Origin of the sequence: Ruegeria sp. ANG-S4 (assembly GCF_000814005.1) — a bacterium.
Classification (GTDB): domain Bacteria; phylum Pseudomonadota; class Alphaproteobacteria; order Rhodobacterales; family Rhodobacteraceae; genus Ruegeria.
Genome location: NZ_JWLK01000004.1, coordinates 143,585 through 159,663, shown reverse-complemented (window position 1 = coordinate 159,663; position 16,079 = coordinate 143,585). Strand labels below are relative to the sequence as shown.

Genomic DNA, 16,079 nt, shown 5'->3' with positions numbered 1-16,079 from the left:
TGGGCAAGATATCTGTCTTGATCCGGCTCGCAAGGCTTGATTGTCGGGCGAAGAGGATTTGCCCGAAACGGTGTCGGGCACTTCCCTTGCCGTCAACCGCACGGTAAGGCAGATGGCATGAAATTCACCACCAAACTGGTCCCCGCCCGCCTTATCCGCCGATACAAACGTTTTCTGGCCGATTGCACCCTTGAGGACGGGCGAGATGTAACCGCGCACTGCGCCAATCCCGGTTCGATGCTTGGATTGGCTGAACCGGGCACGAAAATCTGGCTTGAACCGAATGATGATCCGAAGAAAAAGCTGAAGTTTGGCTGGCGATTGGTGGATCACGAAAATGGGCATTTCACGGGGGTTGATACTTCGGTTCCCAACAAGGCCCTGCGCATGGCGCTGCAGGCCGGGCAGATTTCCGATCTGGCAGCATATCAAACGGTCCGGCCCGAGGTTCGGTACGGCGAAAACAGCAGAATTGATTTCCTGTTGACCCAACCGAGCTTGCCGGATGCGTATGTCGAGGTCAAAAGCGTGACGCTGTCGCGCCAACCCGGACTAGCCGAATTTCCAGACAGCGTAACGGCGCGGGGAACCAAGCATCTGGGTGAGCTGGCTGAAATGGCCAAACAAGGTCATCGGGCCATCATGCTATACCTCGTTCAACGCACCGATTGTGACCGGTTCGCGCTGGCGAAAGACATTGATCCGGCCTATGCGGCAGCATTCGAAGCTGCCGAGGCGACTGGCGTCGAAAAGCTGGTTTTGGGAACATTGATTTCGCCTGACGGCGTTCTGGTTGGCGACGCTATCCAGAACTGACGGCTGCGCAACCGGGCATCCACAGCCGTCGCACCCATCTTTGCCGATCACCTGCCGCCGTCAGCCATCCCTGCGCCTTTGCTTTCCACAATTTTTGCCTGGTCAAGTCCGGATCGGGGCGCGTGCGCAGCATGCGTCTGAAGCGGCACGTTCCTCCGTGCCCGTCGCGCCAGACCGACGCCGGCAATACAGATCGCAAAAAGAAGAAGGATCGAAACTACAACGAGAATTTGACCAAAACTCAATTGAAACCTCAAATCGTAAGGTGTCTGGCAGGACAGTCGACCGACTTTTGTCAGCGGGCTCGCATATTTGACAATATGAAACCGGGCTTAAATATCAATGTGAAACGGCAATCCTGAGGCCCGCGACACCGCACCCTCTGGTACTTTCTGCACAAGCAGCGTAAAAGGAGTGCTGCGCGCAACATTTGGAGTTCAGCGTCGATGAAGGAACATCGTGGCCGTCTGACAAAAGACGGTATCCGCATCTATGAACAAGGTGACTTTGCCGGGATGCACGCGGCAGGGGCGCTGGCCGCGCGGATACTCGACGATATCGCTGAGCACGTCTTTCCCGGCCAGACCACGGGCGCGATCGACGGCATTATCACCCGGATGGTGGAAGATGCGGGCGCGACCTCGGCGACGATCGGCTACAAAGGCTACCAGCACGCCAGTTGCATTAGCGTTAACCATGTTGTCTGCCACGGCATTCCCGGCGACAAGAAACTCAAGGATGGTGACATTCTCAACGTCGACGTGACCGTTATCGTCGACGGTTGGTTCGGTGACACCTCGCGGATGTATGTGGCCGGAAAACTGCCACGCAAGGCGGAGCGCTTGATTCAAGTGACCCATGACGCCCTTTTCAAAGGTATCGAGACGGTCAAGCCGGGCAACACATTCGGCGATATCGGTCACGCAATTCAAGCCTATGTCGAGGCGCACCGGATGAGCGTTGTGCGCGATTTTTGCGGCCATGGCCTCGGCCGCGTGTTTCACGCTCCGCCCAATGTGTTGCACTATGGTCGGCCGGGCACGGGAGCTGTTTTGGAAGAAGGCATGTTCTTTACCATCGAGCCGATGGTGAACCTTGGACGGCCCGAAACGAAAACGCTGGCTGACGACTGGACGGCCGTAACCCGCGATAAATCGCTGTCAGCGCAATTCGAGCATTCGGTGGGTGTGACTGCAAACGGGGTCGAGATTTTCACCTTGTCGCCGGGCAACAAATACCACCCGACCTATTCCTCTTCGTCCACCGCCTGATCGCGTAGCAGCTTCAAAAGCAAGGTTTCATCCCGCCACGGGATGACTGCATCGTGGATAAAAACCGGTGCGCGCAACGGCTTTGTCGGTGGGCCCGTCGTTGTGTCCGTGTCCTTTGATACAGCCCAGATCGGAGGGGTCAGTGCGTGGTCCATGGCAGCGACAATAACATGCCCTGGTCAAATTCCCAAAAGCCTCGGCACCTCGGCCATATCGGTGAAGACTTCTGCCCCGAGATCGGCCAATTTTTCACCACCGCCTTCGGGCGCATAAGCGAGGCAGCGCATGTTAGCGCGCGCCGCCGCCGTTACACCGCTGGCGCTGTCTTCGATCACAACCGCTTGGGACGCGCCAAAATGCTGCGCCGCAATCTGAAACATCTTAGGGTCGGGTTTGGCGGTCCCCAAAACATGCGCTGAAAACACCATATTGCTGAACCGCTCCCAAAGGCCGTTCTGACCGAGCGTGATCTGCATTTTTTCAGGGCTGCCGTTCGATGCGACGCAGGCAGGAATTGCACGATCATCCAGCGTATCGAGAAGCTGTGGAACACCGGGCATCACGGCAACACCCTTGCGCAGGCCCTCATAAATCTCGGCATATATCTGGTCGACCCAATCATCCGGCAGGTCAGCGCCCATCTGACGCGCCTTTTCGTGCACGCCGGCCATCGTACCACCAAGGAAGAGGCCAAGGCTTTCTGTGACGGTCAGCTTTAGGCCGTAACGTGAAAGGTTGTCGACCAGCACCTGATTGGATAGCGGTTCGCTGTCAACCAGAACGCCGTCACAATCAAAAATAACCAGATCATGCATGAAAGCCTCCGTATGTTTTCTGTCCGGGCTAACCGAAACGATGTAGTCTGGCAATTTCGGGGTCAGCGGGTTCCTGCTGCGCCTGTTTCACGCTGAAACATTGCGCCACATCAAAGAGATATGCGTGTCACCATATTTGCGCGCGGTTTGCAGGTCAAACCCGTCCGGGGCAGTCATCGGCGCGTTTTCTTCCCAAACCAGCAGAGCGTTATCGCTGATCCACCTTCCGGTCACAGCGGCAGCGATTGCCTTTTGACCCAGCGCCTTGCCATAGGGTGGATCCAGAAAAACCAAGTCATACGGGGTATCTGTATTTTCCGGCAGTCGGGTTGCATCCCGCCTGATCAGATTGGTGCGATCAGCGCTGCGTGTCAGGTCAATATTCTTGCGGATCAGACTTTGTGCAGCCCGTCCGTCATCGACGAAAGTCACTTTTGCTGCACCCCGCGACAGAGCCTCGAGCCCCAATGCGCCGGTACCTGCGAACAGGTCCAAAATCTGCAAGCCGTCAAAGTCGATTTGGTGCGCAAGCACGTTGAACAGGCTTTCCCGCACCCGGTCGGTGGTCGGGCGCAAATGTGCGCCCGCGTCTCCTTTACCGACCGAGGCCAAAGCGCGGCCGCGGAACTCACCCGCTATGATCCTCACGCCTTGAGCAGCGGTTTCAGGTCCGCTTGCGCGTCGGCGACAATTGCGGGATCGGCGGTTTTGCCCGATTCAATCAGGCGTTTGCCGACCATATAGGCCCTCGGATCGTTCATCGCGTCCACGGCGATCAGCTTATCGCCGCGATAGTACCAGAACGAAACTGTCTGCCCCTCGCCCTTGCGGGTCACGACGCGGTCATAGCCGGTGTTCAAGCCGGCAATCTGCAACTTGACGTCATACTGATCCGACCAGAACCATGGTGTCGCGACATAATCCTTGGCCGCGCCCAGCATGTTCTGCGCTACGACTTCCGCCTGATCAATCGCGTTGGGGACACTTTCCAATCGGATGCGGTCACCCCTGTGCGGGAAAGACGCGCAATCACCCGCCGCCCAGATCGATGGGTCCGAGGTACGCCCGTGGGCGTCGGTTTTGATACCGTTGTCCAGTTCCAAACCTGCCATCTCGGCCAGCTCGGTCGCAGGCGCGATGCCCACACCGACAACGACCAGATCAACTTCAAGTTCTGTGCCGTCGGTCAGTACCGCGCCGACCACCTTGCCGCCTTCGCCGACCAAACGATCCAACCCGACACCTTCGCGGATATCGGCGCCATACTCCGAATGCAAATTGCGGAAATAGTCGCTTGTCTCGGGGGCCGCGACCCGTTGCAGGATGCGGTCTGCCATCTCGACCAAAGTGACTTTGACGCCGCGCTTGGCGCAGACCGCTGCTGCCTCCAGCCCGATGTATCCGCCGCCCACAATCAGGGCGCGCGCACCTTCGGTCACAAACGGCCCCATGTCGTCCACATGCGCCAGATCCCGAACCACGTGAACGCCGTCCAGATCACCCCCGATCGCCGCAGGTAAACGGCGCGGGTCCGAGCCGGTTGTCAAAGCCAATTCGTCGTACGAAATCACATCATCCCCCACCGTCACGGTCTTGGCTTGCGGATCTATTGCGCTGACCCGCTGGCCCAGTCGCAATGTGATGTTGTTTTCGGTATAAAAGCTCTCGGGTCGCAGAAACAGACGCTCCAACTCCATCTCACCCAAAAGATACGCCTTGGACAGCGGGGGGCGCTGATAAGGAAGATGCGGCTCGGCACCGATGAGGGTGATATCTCCGTCAAAACCGTCTTTGCGCAGTCTTCCTACAAGTGAAGACCCCGCCTGTCCCGCACCGATCACGACAATATGGCTCATGTTCCTCCCACCCTGTCGAATTCCCGTGGTCACATCCACTTGGTCACCTATATTGCGGCTGAGCCCGACTCTGCAAATCCAAACGACAGGAGCCAAAAAATGATTTCAACAGGCGACACTCTGCCCGATGCCACTCTGACCCTGATTGGCGCGGAAGGACCGGAAGAAGTTCGCGTCTCGGACAAGACCAAAGGCCGCAAAGTCGTCATTTTTGCGGTGCCCGGCGCGTTCACGCCAACCTGCCACTCTGCCCACGTGCCCAGCTTCATTCGAACAAAGGATCAGTTCGACGCCAAGGGCGTGGACGAAATCATCTGTGTTTCGGCCAACGACCCATTTGTCATGAAAGCCTGGGGCGAGGCCACCGGAGCAACAGATGCCGGATTGACCATGCTGGCCGATGCCGCATCCGAGTTCACCAAGGCCATCGGCATGGATTTCGATGCCCCGCCCGCCGGGCTGATCGCGCGGTCGAAACGTTATGCGATGTTGGTCGAGGATGGCAAAGTCGTTGCCCTGAACCTGGAAGAAAGCCCGGGTGCATGTGAGATTTCGGCGGGCGAAGGTTTGCTGGACGTCATCTGAATCCAATTGGCCCCGGCATTGCCGGGGCTTTTACTCAGCAATTTACTTGATAGACCGTTCCGTTCGGCCAATAGTTGAGTCGACGAAACGCGGAGGTCTGTCATGAAGATAAAACTATTCACGCTGGCCTTGGCGGGTGCCGGTCTGCTGGTCGCTTGCGGGCCAGCCCCGACACCGCAACAGCAGGCCGCGCGACAGCATGAGATCGCATGCCTGTCCGGGACACTGGGTGGCGCGCTGATCGGCGGTGCAATCGGCAATCAGTTTGGCGGTGGATCAGGCAAGGCGATTCTTACGGCAGCAGGCGCAGCCGCGGGTGGGTTTGAAGGTCAGAGATACGCATGCTGAGGAGAGCCGGAATGAGATCTGTACTATTTGCAACAGCCGCCCTGCTTGTAACCGGTGTGGCCAACGCGGAAACCGTGGCGGAACTGAATGAAAAGGAACTGAACGCCATCGACGCCAACAATGACGGTTTTCTGTCGCGCGACGAATTCAATGCCTTTTCGGATTATGCCTTTCAAGAGATGGACGAAGACAAAAACGGGACACTGGGTCTGGACGAGGCCAAACCGTTTTTGGACATAAAGCAATTTCAGGACGTTGACCGGAACGGCGACAGCTTTATTTCCCGAGGGGAGTATGACGCCCAAATGGCGGATGATTTTGACGCGGCCGACAAGAATGAAAACGGCCAGCTTGATTAAAGCCCGGAGCATGGCATGAACAAATGGATCACAATCGGGATTTTGGTACTGGTTGCGGGTTGCGACGTACCGCAGGCCCCTGTTGTGACCGGACCGGACGGACAGCCGCGCATCCAGATCAACACCAGCGGCCTGACATGCTATGAACAGCGTTGCCTCGATATTAATCCAGCCGCCCGCAGCGTGCGCCAGGTGGGGAACCGAACAACCGGCATTCCCGGCAATATCAACGTGAGCAGCGGCACGGTCACTCCCGACGAATTCAAACAAATGGGCGTTGCCGCGTCCTTGGCGGGCGGCATGGGGTCGCGCGGTGACAACCGCTAGGGCGTGTCGCGCTTGAACTGGCCTTCGGAAATCGGCGCAAGCCGCGTTGAGGCGCGGTCAGTGTTTGCGACCGAAAACGGCGATGCGCCTCAGACCAGACTGTCCATCTTGCGAGCCAGCTTCGCATCCAGCGCAGACAATCCACCGACATCGTGGGTCGATAGAACCACGTCGACAGTGCGGTAGACGTTGAACCATTCGGGGTGGTGGTTCCATTTCTCGGCCCAGATCGCGACTTGGGTCATCCACCCGAACGCATGAACGAAGTCCTCAAAAACGAAAGTCTTGGTGATCGCGTCGCGTTCTTCCGCCATGGTCCAGCCGTTCTGGAACAGCGGGTCCAGCAGTGGCCCTCGGGTCTCGGTCGACAAAAGTTCGGTCATTGCTGTTCCTCCGGGTTCGACTTTCTGAACGGTCCATAATCCGTCAGAATCTCAATCTCTTCTCCCACTGCACGGGCCTCGGCGTCCAGATATTTCTGAACCGCCTCAGCAAAGCCCGGATCGCCAACCCAGTGCAAACTATACGTGCGCGTCGGCAGATAACCGCGCGCCAGTTTGTGTTCACCCTGCGCGCCTGCCTCGACCCGGTTCAGCCCGTGGGCAATGGCAAAATCAATCGCCCTATAGTAGCACAGCTCGAAATGCAGGCAGGGGTGATGCTCGGTACAGCCCCAATAGCGACCAAACAGTGTCTCGCGCCCGATGAAATTCAACGCGCCTGCGACCGCGTACCCGTTCCGCTCGGCCAGGACCAACGCCATGTCAGCGGACATGGTTTCCTGCGCGATATCAAAGAATTCACGCGTCAGATACGGTGAGCCCCATTTGCGCGATCCCGTGTCCTGATAGAAGCGCCAGAAATCATCCCAATGCTCGGGACGCAGATCGTCACCTGTCAAGGTGTGGATTTGACCGCCAAAATCACCTGCCTGCGCCCGTTCTTTTCGGATGTTCTTGCGTTTGCGCGACGACAGCGCGGCAAGAAATCCGTTGAAATCCGAATAGTTGTCATTCAGCCAATGAAACTGCTGAGAGCTGCGCAACATCAGGCCCATCTGCTCGCCCGAGATCGCCTCATCCTCGGTGCAGAAGGTCGCATGCAGGGATGAGATTTGATTGTCCGCCGCCAGTTGCACCGCACCCTGCACCAGCGCCGACATGCCGATCGCCTCGTAGCCCGGTCGCACAAGAAACCTGCGTCCGGTGGCAGGGGTGAACGGGACTGAAACCTGAAGTTTTGGGTAATACCGCCCGCCGGCGCTTTCGTAGGCGTGGGCCCAACTGTGGTCGAAGATATATTCGCCCTGACTGTGCGACTTGGCATACATCGGTGCAGCGCCAATCAAAACGCCGTCCAGATAGGCCGTCAGGTATTGCGGCTGCCAACCTGTCCCGCGCCCGACCGATCCGCTTTCTTCCAACGCCATCAGAAACCGGTGCGTCGTGAAAGGGTCAAGGGGGCGACCGCCGTCTGCCGCTTCAGGACAAGCGCACGCATCCCACTCATCCGCAGCAATCTGCGAGAGAGATCCGAGAACCTGAACCTCGATCTGTGCCTGATCCATTTGCCCTCCGCGTCTGATCCTAATCTGTGACTGCACGCGACGGGATCAAGCCAGATAGCCCTCAAATGTCACATTGTCGGCGATCTTGCGCGCCTCTGCCTCTTGTTCGGGCGATCGGATTGTCCAGCTTAGGATCGGAACACCTCGCGCCTTAAGCTCGGCGACGCGGGGACGATCAAGGTCTGCCACCTCGTGACTAATAAAGCTGGCACCCACGCGATCGAAATCGGGAATGTCGCGCAGTTGATCGCAAACCTTGCGCGGCAACAGTTCAACCTTTGGCTGGTACGAGCAAGTCACAAGACCGCGTGGCAAATGCGGCGCCAGCCGGGCCAATTCCGCGACAGAGTTCGGGTTGAACGACATCAGGGCCACCGGCCCTTCATAGCCTTGCAACGCCCGCACCGCATCCTGTTCCAATGGCCCGATGTCAGGCCCCATAGCGCCATCTTGATCCTTGAACTCGATCAACAAAGGAACTTTACCGGCCACCAGTTCAAGAACTTCGTCCAGTGTTGGTATCCCGTCATCCGCATTCAGCAGCGCGGTTTCGGCCGCTTGCCCGGCGGTTACTTGACGTATTGGGCCGGGTTGGCCGGTCAGGCGTTTCATATCATAGTCATGAAACACCACTGCCCTGCGGTCCGAGGTCATCTGCAGATCAATTTCAATTCCATACCCGGCCTGAACGGCGGCCAGAATGGCGGCCCGGCTGTTTTCGGGTCGGTTATCCGCAATATCATGCAGCGCCCGATGCGCGATTGGGCACTGCAAGAACACCTGTGGCAAGGGCGGTGTCATTGAACTTCGAAGATCCCTTCGATCTCCACGGCCACGCCCAGCGGCAAAGACGCTGCGCTGACGGCAGAACGCGAATGGCGACCGGCCTCACCCAATGCTTCGACCAGAAAATCCGAGGCGCCGTTGATAACTTGGGGCTGGGCGGTGAAGTCGGCTGTCGAGTTTACGAAACCGGTCAGTTTCACCACCCGAACCAGCTTATCGATGTCGCCACCACATGCGGCTTTGACTTGGGCCAGCAGGTTGATCGCACAAACCTTTGCCGCCGCAGCGCCTGCCTCGACATCCATATCATCGCCAAGCTTGCCGGTGATCAGGTCATCGGCCTTGGAAATCTGGCCCGAAACGTAGACGGTGTTTCCGACCCGAACGAAGGGCACATAGTTGGCCGCCGGCGCGGGCGCGTCCGGCAAATTGACACCCAGACTTTCCAGTTTCGCAGCGATGCTCATGAGATGATCCTTTGGTAAATTCGACTCGGGCGGACGCTAACCGGGAACGGCAGCGCCGAAAAGCAAGAAAGCGGCAAATTGCAAATTGCCAGCGGTCTGAGCGCCTCTCCTCTCATTTGGAATGTGTTGATGTAGTGTCACTTTACCCAAGCGCCTTTGTCGGGGTACATGCTAGGAGTTTCAAAACGGCGTTGAAACGTTTATGTGACATTGGACTGCGCCACCACAGCGCAGCGGACGTATTGTTTGATAACCCGGACATCTCGCGCCGGGTGGCATTTGGAGTGACGAGGACCGTGTCCACCCGAGCCCGCATGAAGTTGCTGATTGTCCTGTCCGTTATGACGGTCTTGTCTGCCTGCGCGACGCAACCAGCGCAGGAAGCCGCACGCGGAGAGGTCTTTGACCCTTATGAACGAACCAATCGAGGCATTCACAAGTTCAACTTGGGCGTGGATCGGTTTCTGTTTCGCCCCGCGTCGAAAGGGTATGTCAAAATCGTGCCTGACCCGATGGTCACAAGCTTCAGCAACTTTGCCGAAAACCTGACGATGCCGGGCCAGGCGTTGGATTACCTCTTGCAGGGCAACCTCAAGCAATCCGGAAATGCGCTGTTGCGGTTCGTAATCAATTCAACCGTTGGCGGATTCGGTCTGTCCAAACCGGCCGACGAACTGAATCTGCCGCCGGTGGACACCGATTTCGGAGAAACCCTGCATGTGTGGGGCGTCGGCGAAGGCGCTTATGTCGAACTACCGTTTTATGGCCCCTCCACCGCGCGGGATGCGGTGGGTGTCGTGTTCAATCTTTTCTCGAACCCGATCAATTTCACTCCGGTCCGTCCGGTCGACAACATCGGCGTTTATGCCGAGGTTGTCCGGCGCATGGGCGACCGGGGGCGTTTCTCGGACACGGTGGACTCGATTCTGTATGAAAGCGCCGACAGTTATGCTCAGGCGCAAACAATTTACCTGCAAAATCGCCGCTTTGAACTGGCGCGCGATGATGAGGACGCCTATCTGGGACTGTATGACGACCCATACGCCGAAATCGGGACCGACCCTGTCAGGGACCCCTACCTAGACCCCTACGAGGACCCTTATGCTGAATAATCCCCTGAACCGACGCGGTTTTATTGCAACCGGCCTCGCAGGCATGGCACTCAGCGTGCTTCCTGCGTTTGCCCAGACCGAAGCCAGCGCCAAGGCGCTCGTTGTCAGCGTGGTGGATGAAATCAACCGCGTGATCGCCTCGGGCAAATCGGAAAGGGCGATGATCCGCGATTTCGAGAAGATTTTTGTGAAATACGCCGACGTTCCGATCATGGCGCGCTATGTGCTGGGGGCCGATGGCCGTTCGGCCAGCCCCTCTCAGATCCGGCAATTCACCAAGGCGTTTCAAGGTTACATCTCGAACAAATACGGGCGCCGTTTTCGCGAATTCATCGGTGGCCAGGTCACCGTTCGCAATGCTCGGAAAATCAAAGCAGGCTATGAGGTCCGCACTTCGGTCAAACTGCAAGGCTCGTCCCCGTTTGAGGTGACGTTTCTGGTTTCCGACAAATCCGGGCGCGATAAGTTCTTCAACATGTTTATCGAAGGCGTGAACATGCTGCTGACGGAACGCACCGAAGTTGGTGCCATGCTGGATGCCCGCGGCGGAGACTTGAACCGTCTGATCAAGGATATGAACCAAAACAAGATCGGGTAGTCTTGTCTTTTCCAGATCGTGCCACTTTTAACCTTTTGATTTCCAGGTCAAAATCGACCGGGTTGACTCGGGTGGAGTGCTAGGGGTCGAGGCCGGTGGCGGGTAATTGTCATGTGCCGTGCCCGCAGAAGTCAGTTTTGGACTGCCATTCCGATCTGCTGCGATCCAAACGACATCTTCACTCAGTTGATATTGAAACGCGTTGCGGCCGCAAACGCGCGTGTTGGCACTGCCGACAGCGCACAGGTCAGCTTTAGGCGAATTGGCAGACTCACGGGACGTAACTGCGCACCAAAGCACTGGCAATCAGCGTCCAGCCGTCCGCAATCACAAAAAACGCAAGTTTGAACGGCAGCGAAACCGTGGCAGGCGGAACCATCATCATGCCCATCGACATAAGCACCGCCGCGACAACCAGATCGATGATTAGGAAAGGCAGGAAAACCAGGAATCCGATCTGAAACGCGCGGGCGATTTCGGACAGCATGAAGGACGGCAGTAACACGGATAGTGGCGCGCCCGGCCCAGGCTGCAGATCGTTGCCACCCGGACGCAGCGCGGCCATCGCCTGAAACGTCTCGCTGTCCAGCCGCGCGGCCATGAACTCGCGAAACGGGATAAGTGCGCGTTCCAGCGCCGGTTCTACACCCAATGTTTCGTCCACCAGTGGCCGAATACCCGTGGCCCAGGCCTCGGAGAACACAGGCTCCATAATGAAATACGTCAAAAACAACGCCAGACTGACAATCAGCATGTTTGGCGGAGATTGCTGCAGGCCGATCCCTTGCCGCAAAATCGCGAATACCGTGATCAGGAATGGAAAACAGGTGATCATGATGGCCAGGCCAGGTGCAAGGCTCAGCACGGTGATCAGCAGGATCAACTGAATGGACCGCGCCGAGATCGACCCGCCCTCACCCAGCGACAGCGACACCTCCTGCGCCGACGCAAAGGTCGGCACCAGTATCAGAACCGCCAGCCATACAAGGCGGCGCATCATCCGATACCGTTGCTCAAATCTGAGATTTCGGTCAGCCGAACGGCAAGTTGCCCTGGCTGGTCGCCGTCGACCTCTTCCAATGTGCCCCGAGCCACCAACTGATCGCCGACATACAAATCAACCGGATCCTCGACCCGTTTGTCGAGCGTCAGAACGGCGTTTTCCCCCATGTTCAGCAGATCCCGGATAAGTGGTCGCGCCCGACCTACCGACACGGTCACTTCAATTGGCACGGCCTCAAAAGGGTTGGGTTTGTTGGTGTTCTGTGCGGACGTATCACTCATTTGACAAAGCCTCTTTCGCTTCAAAAACATAGGCATCGAAGGCACCGCTGAACGAGGCCAGCAGGGCGCTGCAGTCCACCTGTCGCCGGGCGGTCCCGACCTGAACGCGCGCCTGCCCGGGCTGCAATGCGGGATCCTCGATCACTTGAACCGGCGGGGATAACGCTTGGGGCAGGATCGCTTTGACGCGTTCTGCCAATCCAACCGGAACGATAACTTGCATAGGTTGTGCGATCTGATCTTGCGCCATCTGGTTCAGCTGTTCAGTCAATCGGGCAGGAAATCCCTTATCCAGCATCTCTGGCAGGACGATACGGCACAGGCTGTCAAACATCGGCTCCAGCGACAGCGACATTCGGGCCAACGCCTCGTGATAGGTGAATGACAAATCGGACAAGGTCGCCGAAAAATCGGCGCTCACCCGATCCTGCTCGGTCTGTTGCGTTGCGATAGCATCTTCCCAACCCGCGCCGTAACCGCGCTCGAAAGAGGCCAATCGCTGCTCTTCAAGCGCATCCTCGTCCAACAGGTGAATGCCGCCTTCGCTGCCCGCGGTGAAGTCCTCGAGAAGATGGGCAATCGACATCACACCCGCTCCTCGCTTTCCTCAAGCCAACTGCGCAGGATTTCGACCGTTTCCTCTTGCTTGTCTCCGATCATCGAGCGCAGCCGGTCCACAGCGTCGGCGCCCTGAGGTCCCGGCAGCGGTGCCGCGCCCGCCTGGGCCGGATTGGGCAGCGGTTCGAACTCGGCCGAGTCGTTGGCCGCCACTTCGCCAACGAGCACAGATTGCGTATCCTCGGCAGCAGAAGCCGTGGCAGGCAGCAGCGCCGGCGTGGCCGTCTGGTTCGTCAGGATCGGGCGAATAACGAACAGTCCCAAAACCACAGAAACAGCGGCCAAAACGGCCATTTGAACCAGTGACATCACATCGAGGTGGAATCGTTGCCAAATCGACGTCACGACCGTGGTGCCCTGTGGGTCAACCGCAGGCAGGTCCAGCGATTTGAGCGTGATCACGTCACCGCGATCTGCGCTAAAGCCAACAGCGGACGCGACCAGCTCTTCCAGTGCGTCGAGTTCGGATTGCGGTATAGGCTCAAACGTTTCAACTCCATCCGCGCCGGTAATTCGCGACCCATTGACGAGGACCGCGACGGTCAACCGTTTGATCGCTCCGGGCGCGCGGTGCACCTCGACCTCGGTCTCCGAGACCTCGTAATTCACTCGTTCACGGGTTTGCGTAGCGGTCGAGTTGGACTCGTCACCCCCGGCGCCATCACCGTCCGGCAGGTTGGAGGCCACGGTTACATCGGCCGACTGGTTGCGCGCACTGTCTGATCGTTCTTCAACGTCTGTGCTGATCGCAACCCGGCTCTCGGGATCAAAGCGGCGTTCACGGATCGACTCGGATTCGGTCACGGTATCGACACTCACCTCGACCACGGCATTGCCTGCGCCCACGCGCGCCTCAACCAACCTCAGCACCCGTTCGCGCAGCTGGCGCGCCTTGTCATCGGCTGTATCCGAGGCGACAGCGCTGTCCTGCGCGCCAATCACCGCCCCGTTCGAATCAATGACGGCGACGTTTTCAGGCGTAAGCCCGCTGACCGCTGACGCGACCAGATACCGGATCGCTTTTGCCTGATCCCCGGTTATCTGCGCCCCTGCAGGCACGACATAGGCCGAAGCAGTTGGGTTGACGGTCCGTTGAAACGGATTGGCCGAACCGTTGGCGATATGGACACGCGCCTGACTGACATGCGGGCTGCCGACAATGGTCCGCGCCAACTCACCTTCTTTCGCACGCCAATAGGCGGCATCAAACATCTGAGAGGTAGTACCAAAACCGCTGAGCGAATCGAGCAGCTCGTAACCACGGTTGCCGTTGGCGGGCAGGCCCTCGCTGGCCAGTGTCATGCGCAGCTCATCCCGTTGGGCACCCGGCACATAGATTGAACCACCTTTGATCTCATACGCGACGCCACGTTGATCCAGCGCGCGCACGATGTCGCCCGCGGCGCCGTTTTCCAGCCCTGCATAAAGCAGCGACATCGACGGTGCCGTGGCAATGCGCGACATGGCGAGAATACCCAGAAAGACAAGCGCGACCGCGCCGGCCACTATGATTTGTTTGCGCCTGCCCAAATTTACCCAGACAGTTCCGATCTGCTGCACGCTCACCTCCGACTCGCCGACCTTCTGTACGGCTCGGACCCTGTTTGAACGATTGCCCTTAACAATCGGTTAGTCCCTGCCGGGTTATGACGGATGCCAAGCGAAAGGATGAGGACGGCATGACCGACACGACAGCAGACGAGGCGCAAGCCAATAGAAAGTCGGGAAAAAAAGGTTTTGTCCTGTGGTTGATTCTTGCTGTGGCCGGGGCCGCGGGCGGATACTATGCGACCAGCACCGGCCTGCTTCCGATCGGGAATGATGCACAGACGCAAACCCCGCCTGAGAAGCAGGAAAACAAGGTGGCCGAAGCCCTGCCAAAGGTTGCTTTCGTCGACCTGCCCGCCGTGATCGTGTCGGTCAAGGCGGGGGATGCAAGACATCTGAAATTTCACGCGCAGCTGGAAGTGAACGCCGCTTATGAGGCGGACGTCAAAAGCCTGCAGCCGCGAATCATGGATGTTCTGAACAGTTATCTGCGGGCAGTCGAATTGTCTGACCTTGAAGATTCTCTCGCACTTTTGCGGATTCGCGGGCACCTGCTGCGACGCATCGGAATTGTCGTCGGCGAAGGCCGGGTGCGCGATGTTCTGGTGTCGGAATTCGTGTTGAATTAGGAGACAACGTTGGAACTGATCGCTGATATTCTGCTTGTCGCAGGCGCACTGGGGGCGGGTCTGTATTGTTTCGTGCTTGCCCGACGCCTGAAAAGATTCACGGACCTGGAGAAAGGCGTTGGCGGCGCAGTCGCTGTTTTGTCCGCACAGGCCGATGAATTGAAGGCATCCCTGGGCTCGGCCCGTGCCGCCTCTGACCAGTCTGGCGAGGAACTTCGTGCTCTCACACACCGCGCTGAAGCGGTCGCGCAACGGTTAGAGCTTATGATGGCCTCGATGCACGACGTGATTCCCGAAAAGGAAAAACCTGCGAATGAGGAACCAGAGCCAGTGGAGCCAACTGAGTCCGAGGCTGATTTACCGGAACCAGCGCCATCTTCGACTGAAGACGATTCAACTGAGGACAACGAAACTTCAGATACGAAAGATAGCCCCCAAACTGCCGAAGGGGTGATGTTCCTGCGGCACGCGCGACCGATTCGCGAGGCGGCGAAATGAGCAAGGTCGGCTCAAAATCGATGGCGCGTCCCCGGGGCGGGGTCCTGACAGTGATTTCCTTGCTGATGATCGGCTCGGCCACGTTGCGGCTTGGCTTCGAAGCCGGGCCAGCCTTGGCTTGCAACACGGAACCCGCACAAGAGTCTCTGCCGGAAAAAGGCTCTAATCTAGAGGATTTGGGTATCCTTCTTGCCGAATTGTTGCGGCGCGAAGAAGATCTGAACCAACGCGAACAGGCGGTTCAGGATATGGAGAATGCCCTGGAAATCGCAAAGACCGCGTTGGACTCTCAGTTGGTTGCACTTCAGGAAGCCGAAGCCGCCTTGCAGGACACGCTTATGATCGCTGAAAAGTCGGCGGAAAGCGATCTCACGCAACTGACCGACGTCTATCAGAACATGAAGCCAAAAGACGCCTCGGCTTTGTTCGAGACGATGGACCCGGTTTTTGCTGCCGGATTTCTTTCGCGCATGCCGCCCGACGCGGCAGCCAGCGTCATGGCAGGTCTAAGTCCGGAAACCGCCTATACCATCAGCGTTGTGATGGCCGGGCGGAACGCGCGCGCTCCAAAGGAATGAGCACTGTGAGCATCGAG

Annotated in this window: 23 protein-coding genes; 11 read left to right on the top strand and 12 right to left on the bottom strand. The window is 58.1% G+C overall.

The features are described from left to right. The first annotated feature begins 117 nt into the window (after window positions 1–117). Window positions 118–816, top strand: coding sequence for a DNA/RNA nuclease SfsA (gene sfsA, locus RA28_RS11550; protein WP_039528598.1), 699 nt, complete (start codon window positions 118–120; stop codon window positions 814–816). Window positions 817–1,262: 446 nt separating this feature from the next. Further along, entirely contained in the window at window positions 1,263–2,087 is an 825-nt protein-coding gene (map, locus tag RA28_RS11540; protein WP_039528593.1) for a type I methionyl aminopeptidase, read from the top strand. Here map and RA28_RS11535 read toward each other — a convergent pair. From RA28_RS11535 to RA28_RS11520, 4 genes are all read right to left on the bottom strand, one after another. Next, on the bottom strand, window positions 2,063–2,242 hold the full coding sequence (locus RA28_RS11535) for a hypothetical protein (protein ID WP_039528590.1): 180 nt from the start codon (window positions 2,240–2,242) through the stop codon (window positions 2,063–2,065). The two genes, map and RA28_RS11535, sit on opposite strands and share 25 nt — an antisense overlap. Window positions 2,243–2,266: 24 nt before the next feature. Beyond that, complete coding sequence (locus RA28_RS11530; protein WP_039528587.1) at window positions 2,267–2,902, bottom strand: HAD family hydrolase; 636 nt, start codon at window positions 2,900–2,902, stop codon at window positions 2,267–2,269. Window positions 2,903–2,989: 87 nt separating this feature from the next. Beyond that, window positions 2,990–3,550: a 16S rRNA (guanine(966)-N(2))-methyltransferase RsmD gene (gene rsmD / locus RA28_RS11525; protein WP_039528585.1), complete on the bottom strand. Its 561-nt coding sequence runs from the start codon at window positions 3,548–3,550 to the stop codon at window positions 2,990–2,992. Further along, window positions 3,547–4,758, bottom strand: coding sequence for an NAD(P)/FAD-dependent oxidoreductase (locus RA28_RS11520; protein WP_039528582.1), 1,212 nt, complete (start codon window positions 4,756–4,758; stop codon window positions 3,547–3,549). Before RA28_RS11520 ends, rsmD begins: the two co-directional genes overlap by 4 nt. Before the next feature lie 99 nt (window positions 4,759–4,857). Here RA28_RS11520 and RA28_RS11515 point away from each other — a divergent pair, with 99 nt between their 5' ends. The 4 genes from RA28_RS11515 (at window position 4,858) to RA28_RS11500 (ending at window position 6,377) form a co-directional block, all read left to right on the top strand. Further along, window positions 4,858–5,343, top strand: a complete 486-nt coding sequence (locus RA28_RS11515; protein ID WP_039528579.1) for a peroxiredoxin — start codon at window positions 4,858–4,860, stop codon at window positions 5,341–5,343. A gap of 102 nt (window positions 5,344–5,445) precedes the next feature. Further along, the gene (locus RA28_RS11510; protein WP_039528577.1) at window positions 5,446–5,691 is read left to right on the top strand and encodes a glycine zipper 2TM domain-containing protein; all 246 of its coding nucleotides are present in this window, start codon (window positions 5,446–5,448) and stop codon (window positions 5,689–5,691) included. Between the two features lie 11 nt (window positions 5,692–5,702). Continuing rightward, window positions 5,703–6,050 carry a hypothetical protein gene (locus tag RA28_RS11505; RefSeq protein ID WP_241481121.1) on the top strand — a complete coding sequence of 116 codons (348 nt, stop codon included), beginning with the start codon at window positions 5,703–5,705 and terminating at the stop codon, window positions 6,048–6,050. Between the two features lie 15 nt (window positions 6,051–6,065). Then, entirely contained in the window at window positions 6,066–6,377 is a 312-nt protein-coding gene (locus RA28_RS11500; RefSeq protein WP_039528571.1) for a hypothetical protein, read from the top strand. Window positions 6,378–6,466: 89 nt separating this feature from the next. Here RA28_RS11500 and RA28_RS11495 read toward each other — a convergent pair whose 3' ends face one another. The 4 genes from RA28_RS11495 to RA28_RS11480 are packed head-to-tail and all read right to left on the bottom strand — an operon-like array spanning window position 6,467 to window position 9,197. Further along, window positions 6,467–6,760 (bottom strand): 4a-hydroxytetrahydrobiopterin dehydratase, encoded by a 294-nt coding sequence (locus RA28_RS11495; protein ID WP_039528568.1) that lies wholly within the window; start codon window positions 6,758–6,760, stop codon window positions 6,467–6,469. Further along, a complete protein-coding gene (locus RA28_RS11490) occupies window positions 6,757–7,944 on the bottom strand; it encodes a GNAT family N-acetyltransferase (protein ID WP_039528565.1) in 1,188 nt (395 codons plus the stop codon). Before RA28_RS11490 ends, RA28_RS11495 begins: the two co-directional genes overlap by 4 nt. Window positions 7,945–7,989: 45 nt before the next feature. Beyond that, complete coding sequence (locus tag RA28_RS11485) at window positions 7,990–8,745, bottom strand: glycerophosphodiester phosphodiesterase family protein (RefSeq protein WP_039528563.1); 756 nt, start codon at window positions 8,743–8,745, stop codon at window positions 7,990–7,992. After that, window positions 8,742–9,197 (bottom strand): RidA family protein, encoded by a 456-nt coding sequence (locus RA28_RS11480; RefSeq protein ID WP_039528560.1) that lies wholly within the window; start codon window positions 9,195–9,197, stop codon window positions 8,742–8,744. The genes RA28_RS11485 and RA28_RS11480 overlap by 4 nt, the downstream gene beginning before the upstream one ends. A gap of 314 nt (window positions 9,198–9,511) precedes the next feature. Between RA28_RS11480 and RA28_RS11475 the strand changes: the two genes are divergently transcribed. Both RA28_RS11475 and RA28_RS11470 read left to right on the top strand, forming a co-directional pair. Continuing rightward, window positions 9,512–10,309 (top strand): MlaA family lipoprotein, encoded by a 798-nt coding sequence (locus RA28_RS11475; protein WP_039528557.1) that lies wholly within the window; start codon window positions 9,512–9,514, stop codon window positions 10,307–10,309. Beyond that, complete coding sequence (locus RA28_RS11470; protein WP_039528554.1) at window positions 10,299–10,907, top strand: MlaC/ttg2D family ABC transporter substrate-binding protein; 609 nt, start codon at window positions 10,299–10,301, stop codon at window positions 10,905–10,907. Before RA28_RS11475 ends, RA28_RS11470 begins: the two co-directional genes overlap by 11 nt. 271 nt (window positions 10,908–11,178) lie before the next feature. On the opposite strand, the gene fliP is transcribed toward RA28_RS11470, so the two are convergent. From fliP to fliF, 4 genes are read right to left on the bottom strand one after another with little or no spacing between them, the layout of a single operon-like run. Next, the gene (gene fliP, locus RA28_RS11465; protein WP_039528551.1) at window positions 11,179–11,907 is read right to left on the bottom strand and encodes a flagellar type III secretion system pore protein FliP; all 729 of its coding nucleotides are present in this window, start codon (window positions 11,905–11,907) and stop codon (window positions 11,179–11,181) included. Beyond that, on the bottom strand, window positions 11,904–12,191 hold the full coding sequence (locus RA28_RS11460) for a FliM/FliN family flagellar motor switch protein (RefSeq protein WP_039528548.1): 288 nt from the start codon (window positions 12,189–12,191) through the stop codon (window positions 11,904–11,906). The genes fliP and RA28_RS11460 overlap by 4 nt, the downstream gene beginning before the upstream one ends. Next, window positions 12,184–12,777, bottom strand: coding sequence for a hypothetical protein (locus RA28_RS11455; protein WP_039528545.1), 594 nt, complete (start codon window positions 12,775–12,777; stop codon window positions 12,184–12,186). Before RA28_RS11455 ends, RA28_RS11460 begins: the two co-directional genes overlap by 8 nt. Beyond that, window positions 12,777–14,369 carry a flagellar basal-body MS-ring/collar protein FliF gene (fliF, locus tag RA28_RS11450; protein ID WP_039528542.1) on the bottom strand — a complete coding sequence of 531 codons (1,593 nt, stop codon included), beginning with the start codon at window positions 14,367–14,369 and terminating at the stop codon, window positions 12,777–12,779. The genes RA28_RS11455 and fliF overlap by 1 nt, the downstream gene beginning before the upstream one ends. A gap of 119 nt (window positions 14,370–14,488) precedes the next feature. Between fliF and RA28_RS11445 the strand changes: the two genes are divergently transcribed. The 3 genes from RA28_RS11445 to RA28_RS11435 are packed head-to-tail and all read left to right on the top strand — an operon-like array spanning window position 14,489 to window position 16,062. After that, window positions 14,489–14,986 (top strand): flagellar basal body-associated FliL family protein, encoded by a 498-nt coding sequence (locus tag RA28_RS11445; RefSeq protein WP_039529392.1) that lies wholly within the window; start codon window positions 14,489–14,491, stop codon window positions 14,984–14,986. A gap of 9 nt (window positions 14,987–14,995) precedes the next feature. Continuing rightward, a complete protein-coding gene (locus RA28_RS11440) occupies window positions 14,996–15,484 on the top strand; it encodes a hypothetical protein (RefSeq protein WP_039528538.1) in 489 nt (162 codons plus the stop codon). Next, window positions 15,481–16,062: a MotE family protein gene (locus tag RA28_RS11435; protein WP_039528535.1), complete on the top strand. Its 582-nt coding sequence runs from the start codon at window positions 15,481–15,483 to the stop codon at window positions 16,060–16,062. The genes RA28_RS11440 and RA28_RS11435 overlap by 4 nt, the downstream gene beginning before the upstream one ends. Window positions 16,063–16,079 lie beyond the last annotated feature (17 nt).

Bases quoted from the DNA above. Each gene is read 5' to 3' on its own strand.
- sfsA (WP_039528598.1), top strand. From the start codon at position 118: ATGAAATTCACCACCAAACTGGTCCCCGCCCGCCTTATCCGCCGATAC.
- map (WP_039528593.1), top strand. From the start codon at position 1,263: ATGAAGGAACATCGTGGCCGTCTGACAAAAGACGGTATCCGCATCTAT.
- RA28_RS11535 (WP_039528590.1), bottom strand. From the start codon at position 2,242: ATGGACCACGCACTGACCCCTCCGATCTGGGCTGTATCAAAGGACACG.
- RA28_RS11530 (WP_039528587.1), bottom strand. From the start codon at position 2,902: ATGCATGATCTGGTTATTTTTGATTGTGACGGCGTTCTGGTTGACAGC.
- RA28_RS11520 (WP_039528582.1), bottom strand. From the start codon at position 4,758: ATGAGCCATATTGTCGTGATCGGTGCGGGACAGGCGGGGTCTTCACTT.
- RA28_RS11515 (WP_039528579.1), top strand. From the start codon at position 4,858: ATGATTTCAACAGGCGACACTCTGCCCGATGCCACTCTGACCCTGATT.
- RA28_RS11510 (WP_039528577.1), top strand. From the start codon at position 5,446: ATGAAGATAAAACTATTCACGCTGGCCTTGGCGGGTGCCGGTCTGCTG.
- RA28_RS11505 (WP_241481121.1), top strand. From the start codon at position 5,703: ATGAGATCTGTACTATTTGCAACAGCCGCCCTGCTTGTAACCGGTGTG.
- RA28_RS11500 (WP_039528571.1), top strand. From the start codon at position 6,066: ATGAACAAATGGATCACAATCGGGATTTTGGTACTGGTTGCGGGTTGC.
- RA28_RS11495 (WP_039528568.1), bottom strand. From the start codon at position 6,760: ATGACCGAACTTTTGTCGACCGAGACCCGAGGGCCACTGCTGGACCCG.
- RA28_RS11490 (WP_039528565.1), bottom strand. From the start codon at position 7,944: ATGGATCAGGCACAGATCGAGGTTCAGGTTCTCGGATCTCTCTCGCAG.
- RA28_RS11485 (WP_039528563.1), bottom strand. From the start codon at position 8,745: ATGACACCGCCCTTGCCACAGGTGTTCTTGCAGTGCCCAATCGCGCAT.
- RA28_RS11480 (WP_039528560.1), bottom strand. From the start codon at position 9,197: ATGAGCATCGCTGCGAAACTGGAAAGTCTGGGTGTCAATTTGCCGGAC.
- RA28_RS11475 (WP_039528557.1), top strand. From the start codon at position 9,512: ATGAAGTTGCTGATTGTCCTGTCCGTTATGACGGTCTTGTCTGCCTGC.
- RA28_RS11470 (WP_039528554.1), top strand. From the start codon at position 10,299: ATGCTGAATAATCCCCTGAACCGACGCGGTTTTATTGCAACCGGCCTC.
- fliP (WP_039528551.1), bottom strand. From the start codon at position 11,907: ATGATGCGCCGCCTTGTATGGCTGGCGGTTCTGATACTGGTGCCGACC.
- RA28_RS11460 (WP_039528548.1), bottom strand. From the start codon at position 12,191: ATGAGTGATACGTCCGCACAGAACACCAACAAACCCAACCCTTTTGAG.
- RA28_RS11455 (WP_039528545.1), bottom strand. From the start codon at position 12,777: ATGTCGATTGCCCATCTTCTCGAGGACTTCACCGCGGGCAGCGAAGGC.
- RA28_RS11445 (WP_039529392.1), top strand. From the start codon at position 14,489: ATGACCGACACGACAGCAGACGAGGCGCAAGCCAATAGAAAGTCGGGA.
- RA28_RS11435 (WP_039528535.1), top strand. From the start codon at position 15,481: ATGAGCAAGGTCGGCTCAAAATCGATGGCGCGTCCCCGGGGCGGGGTC.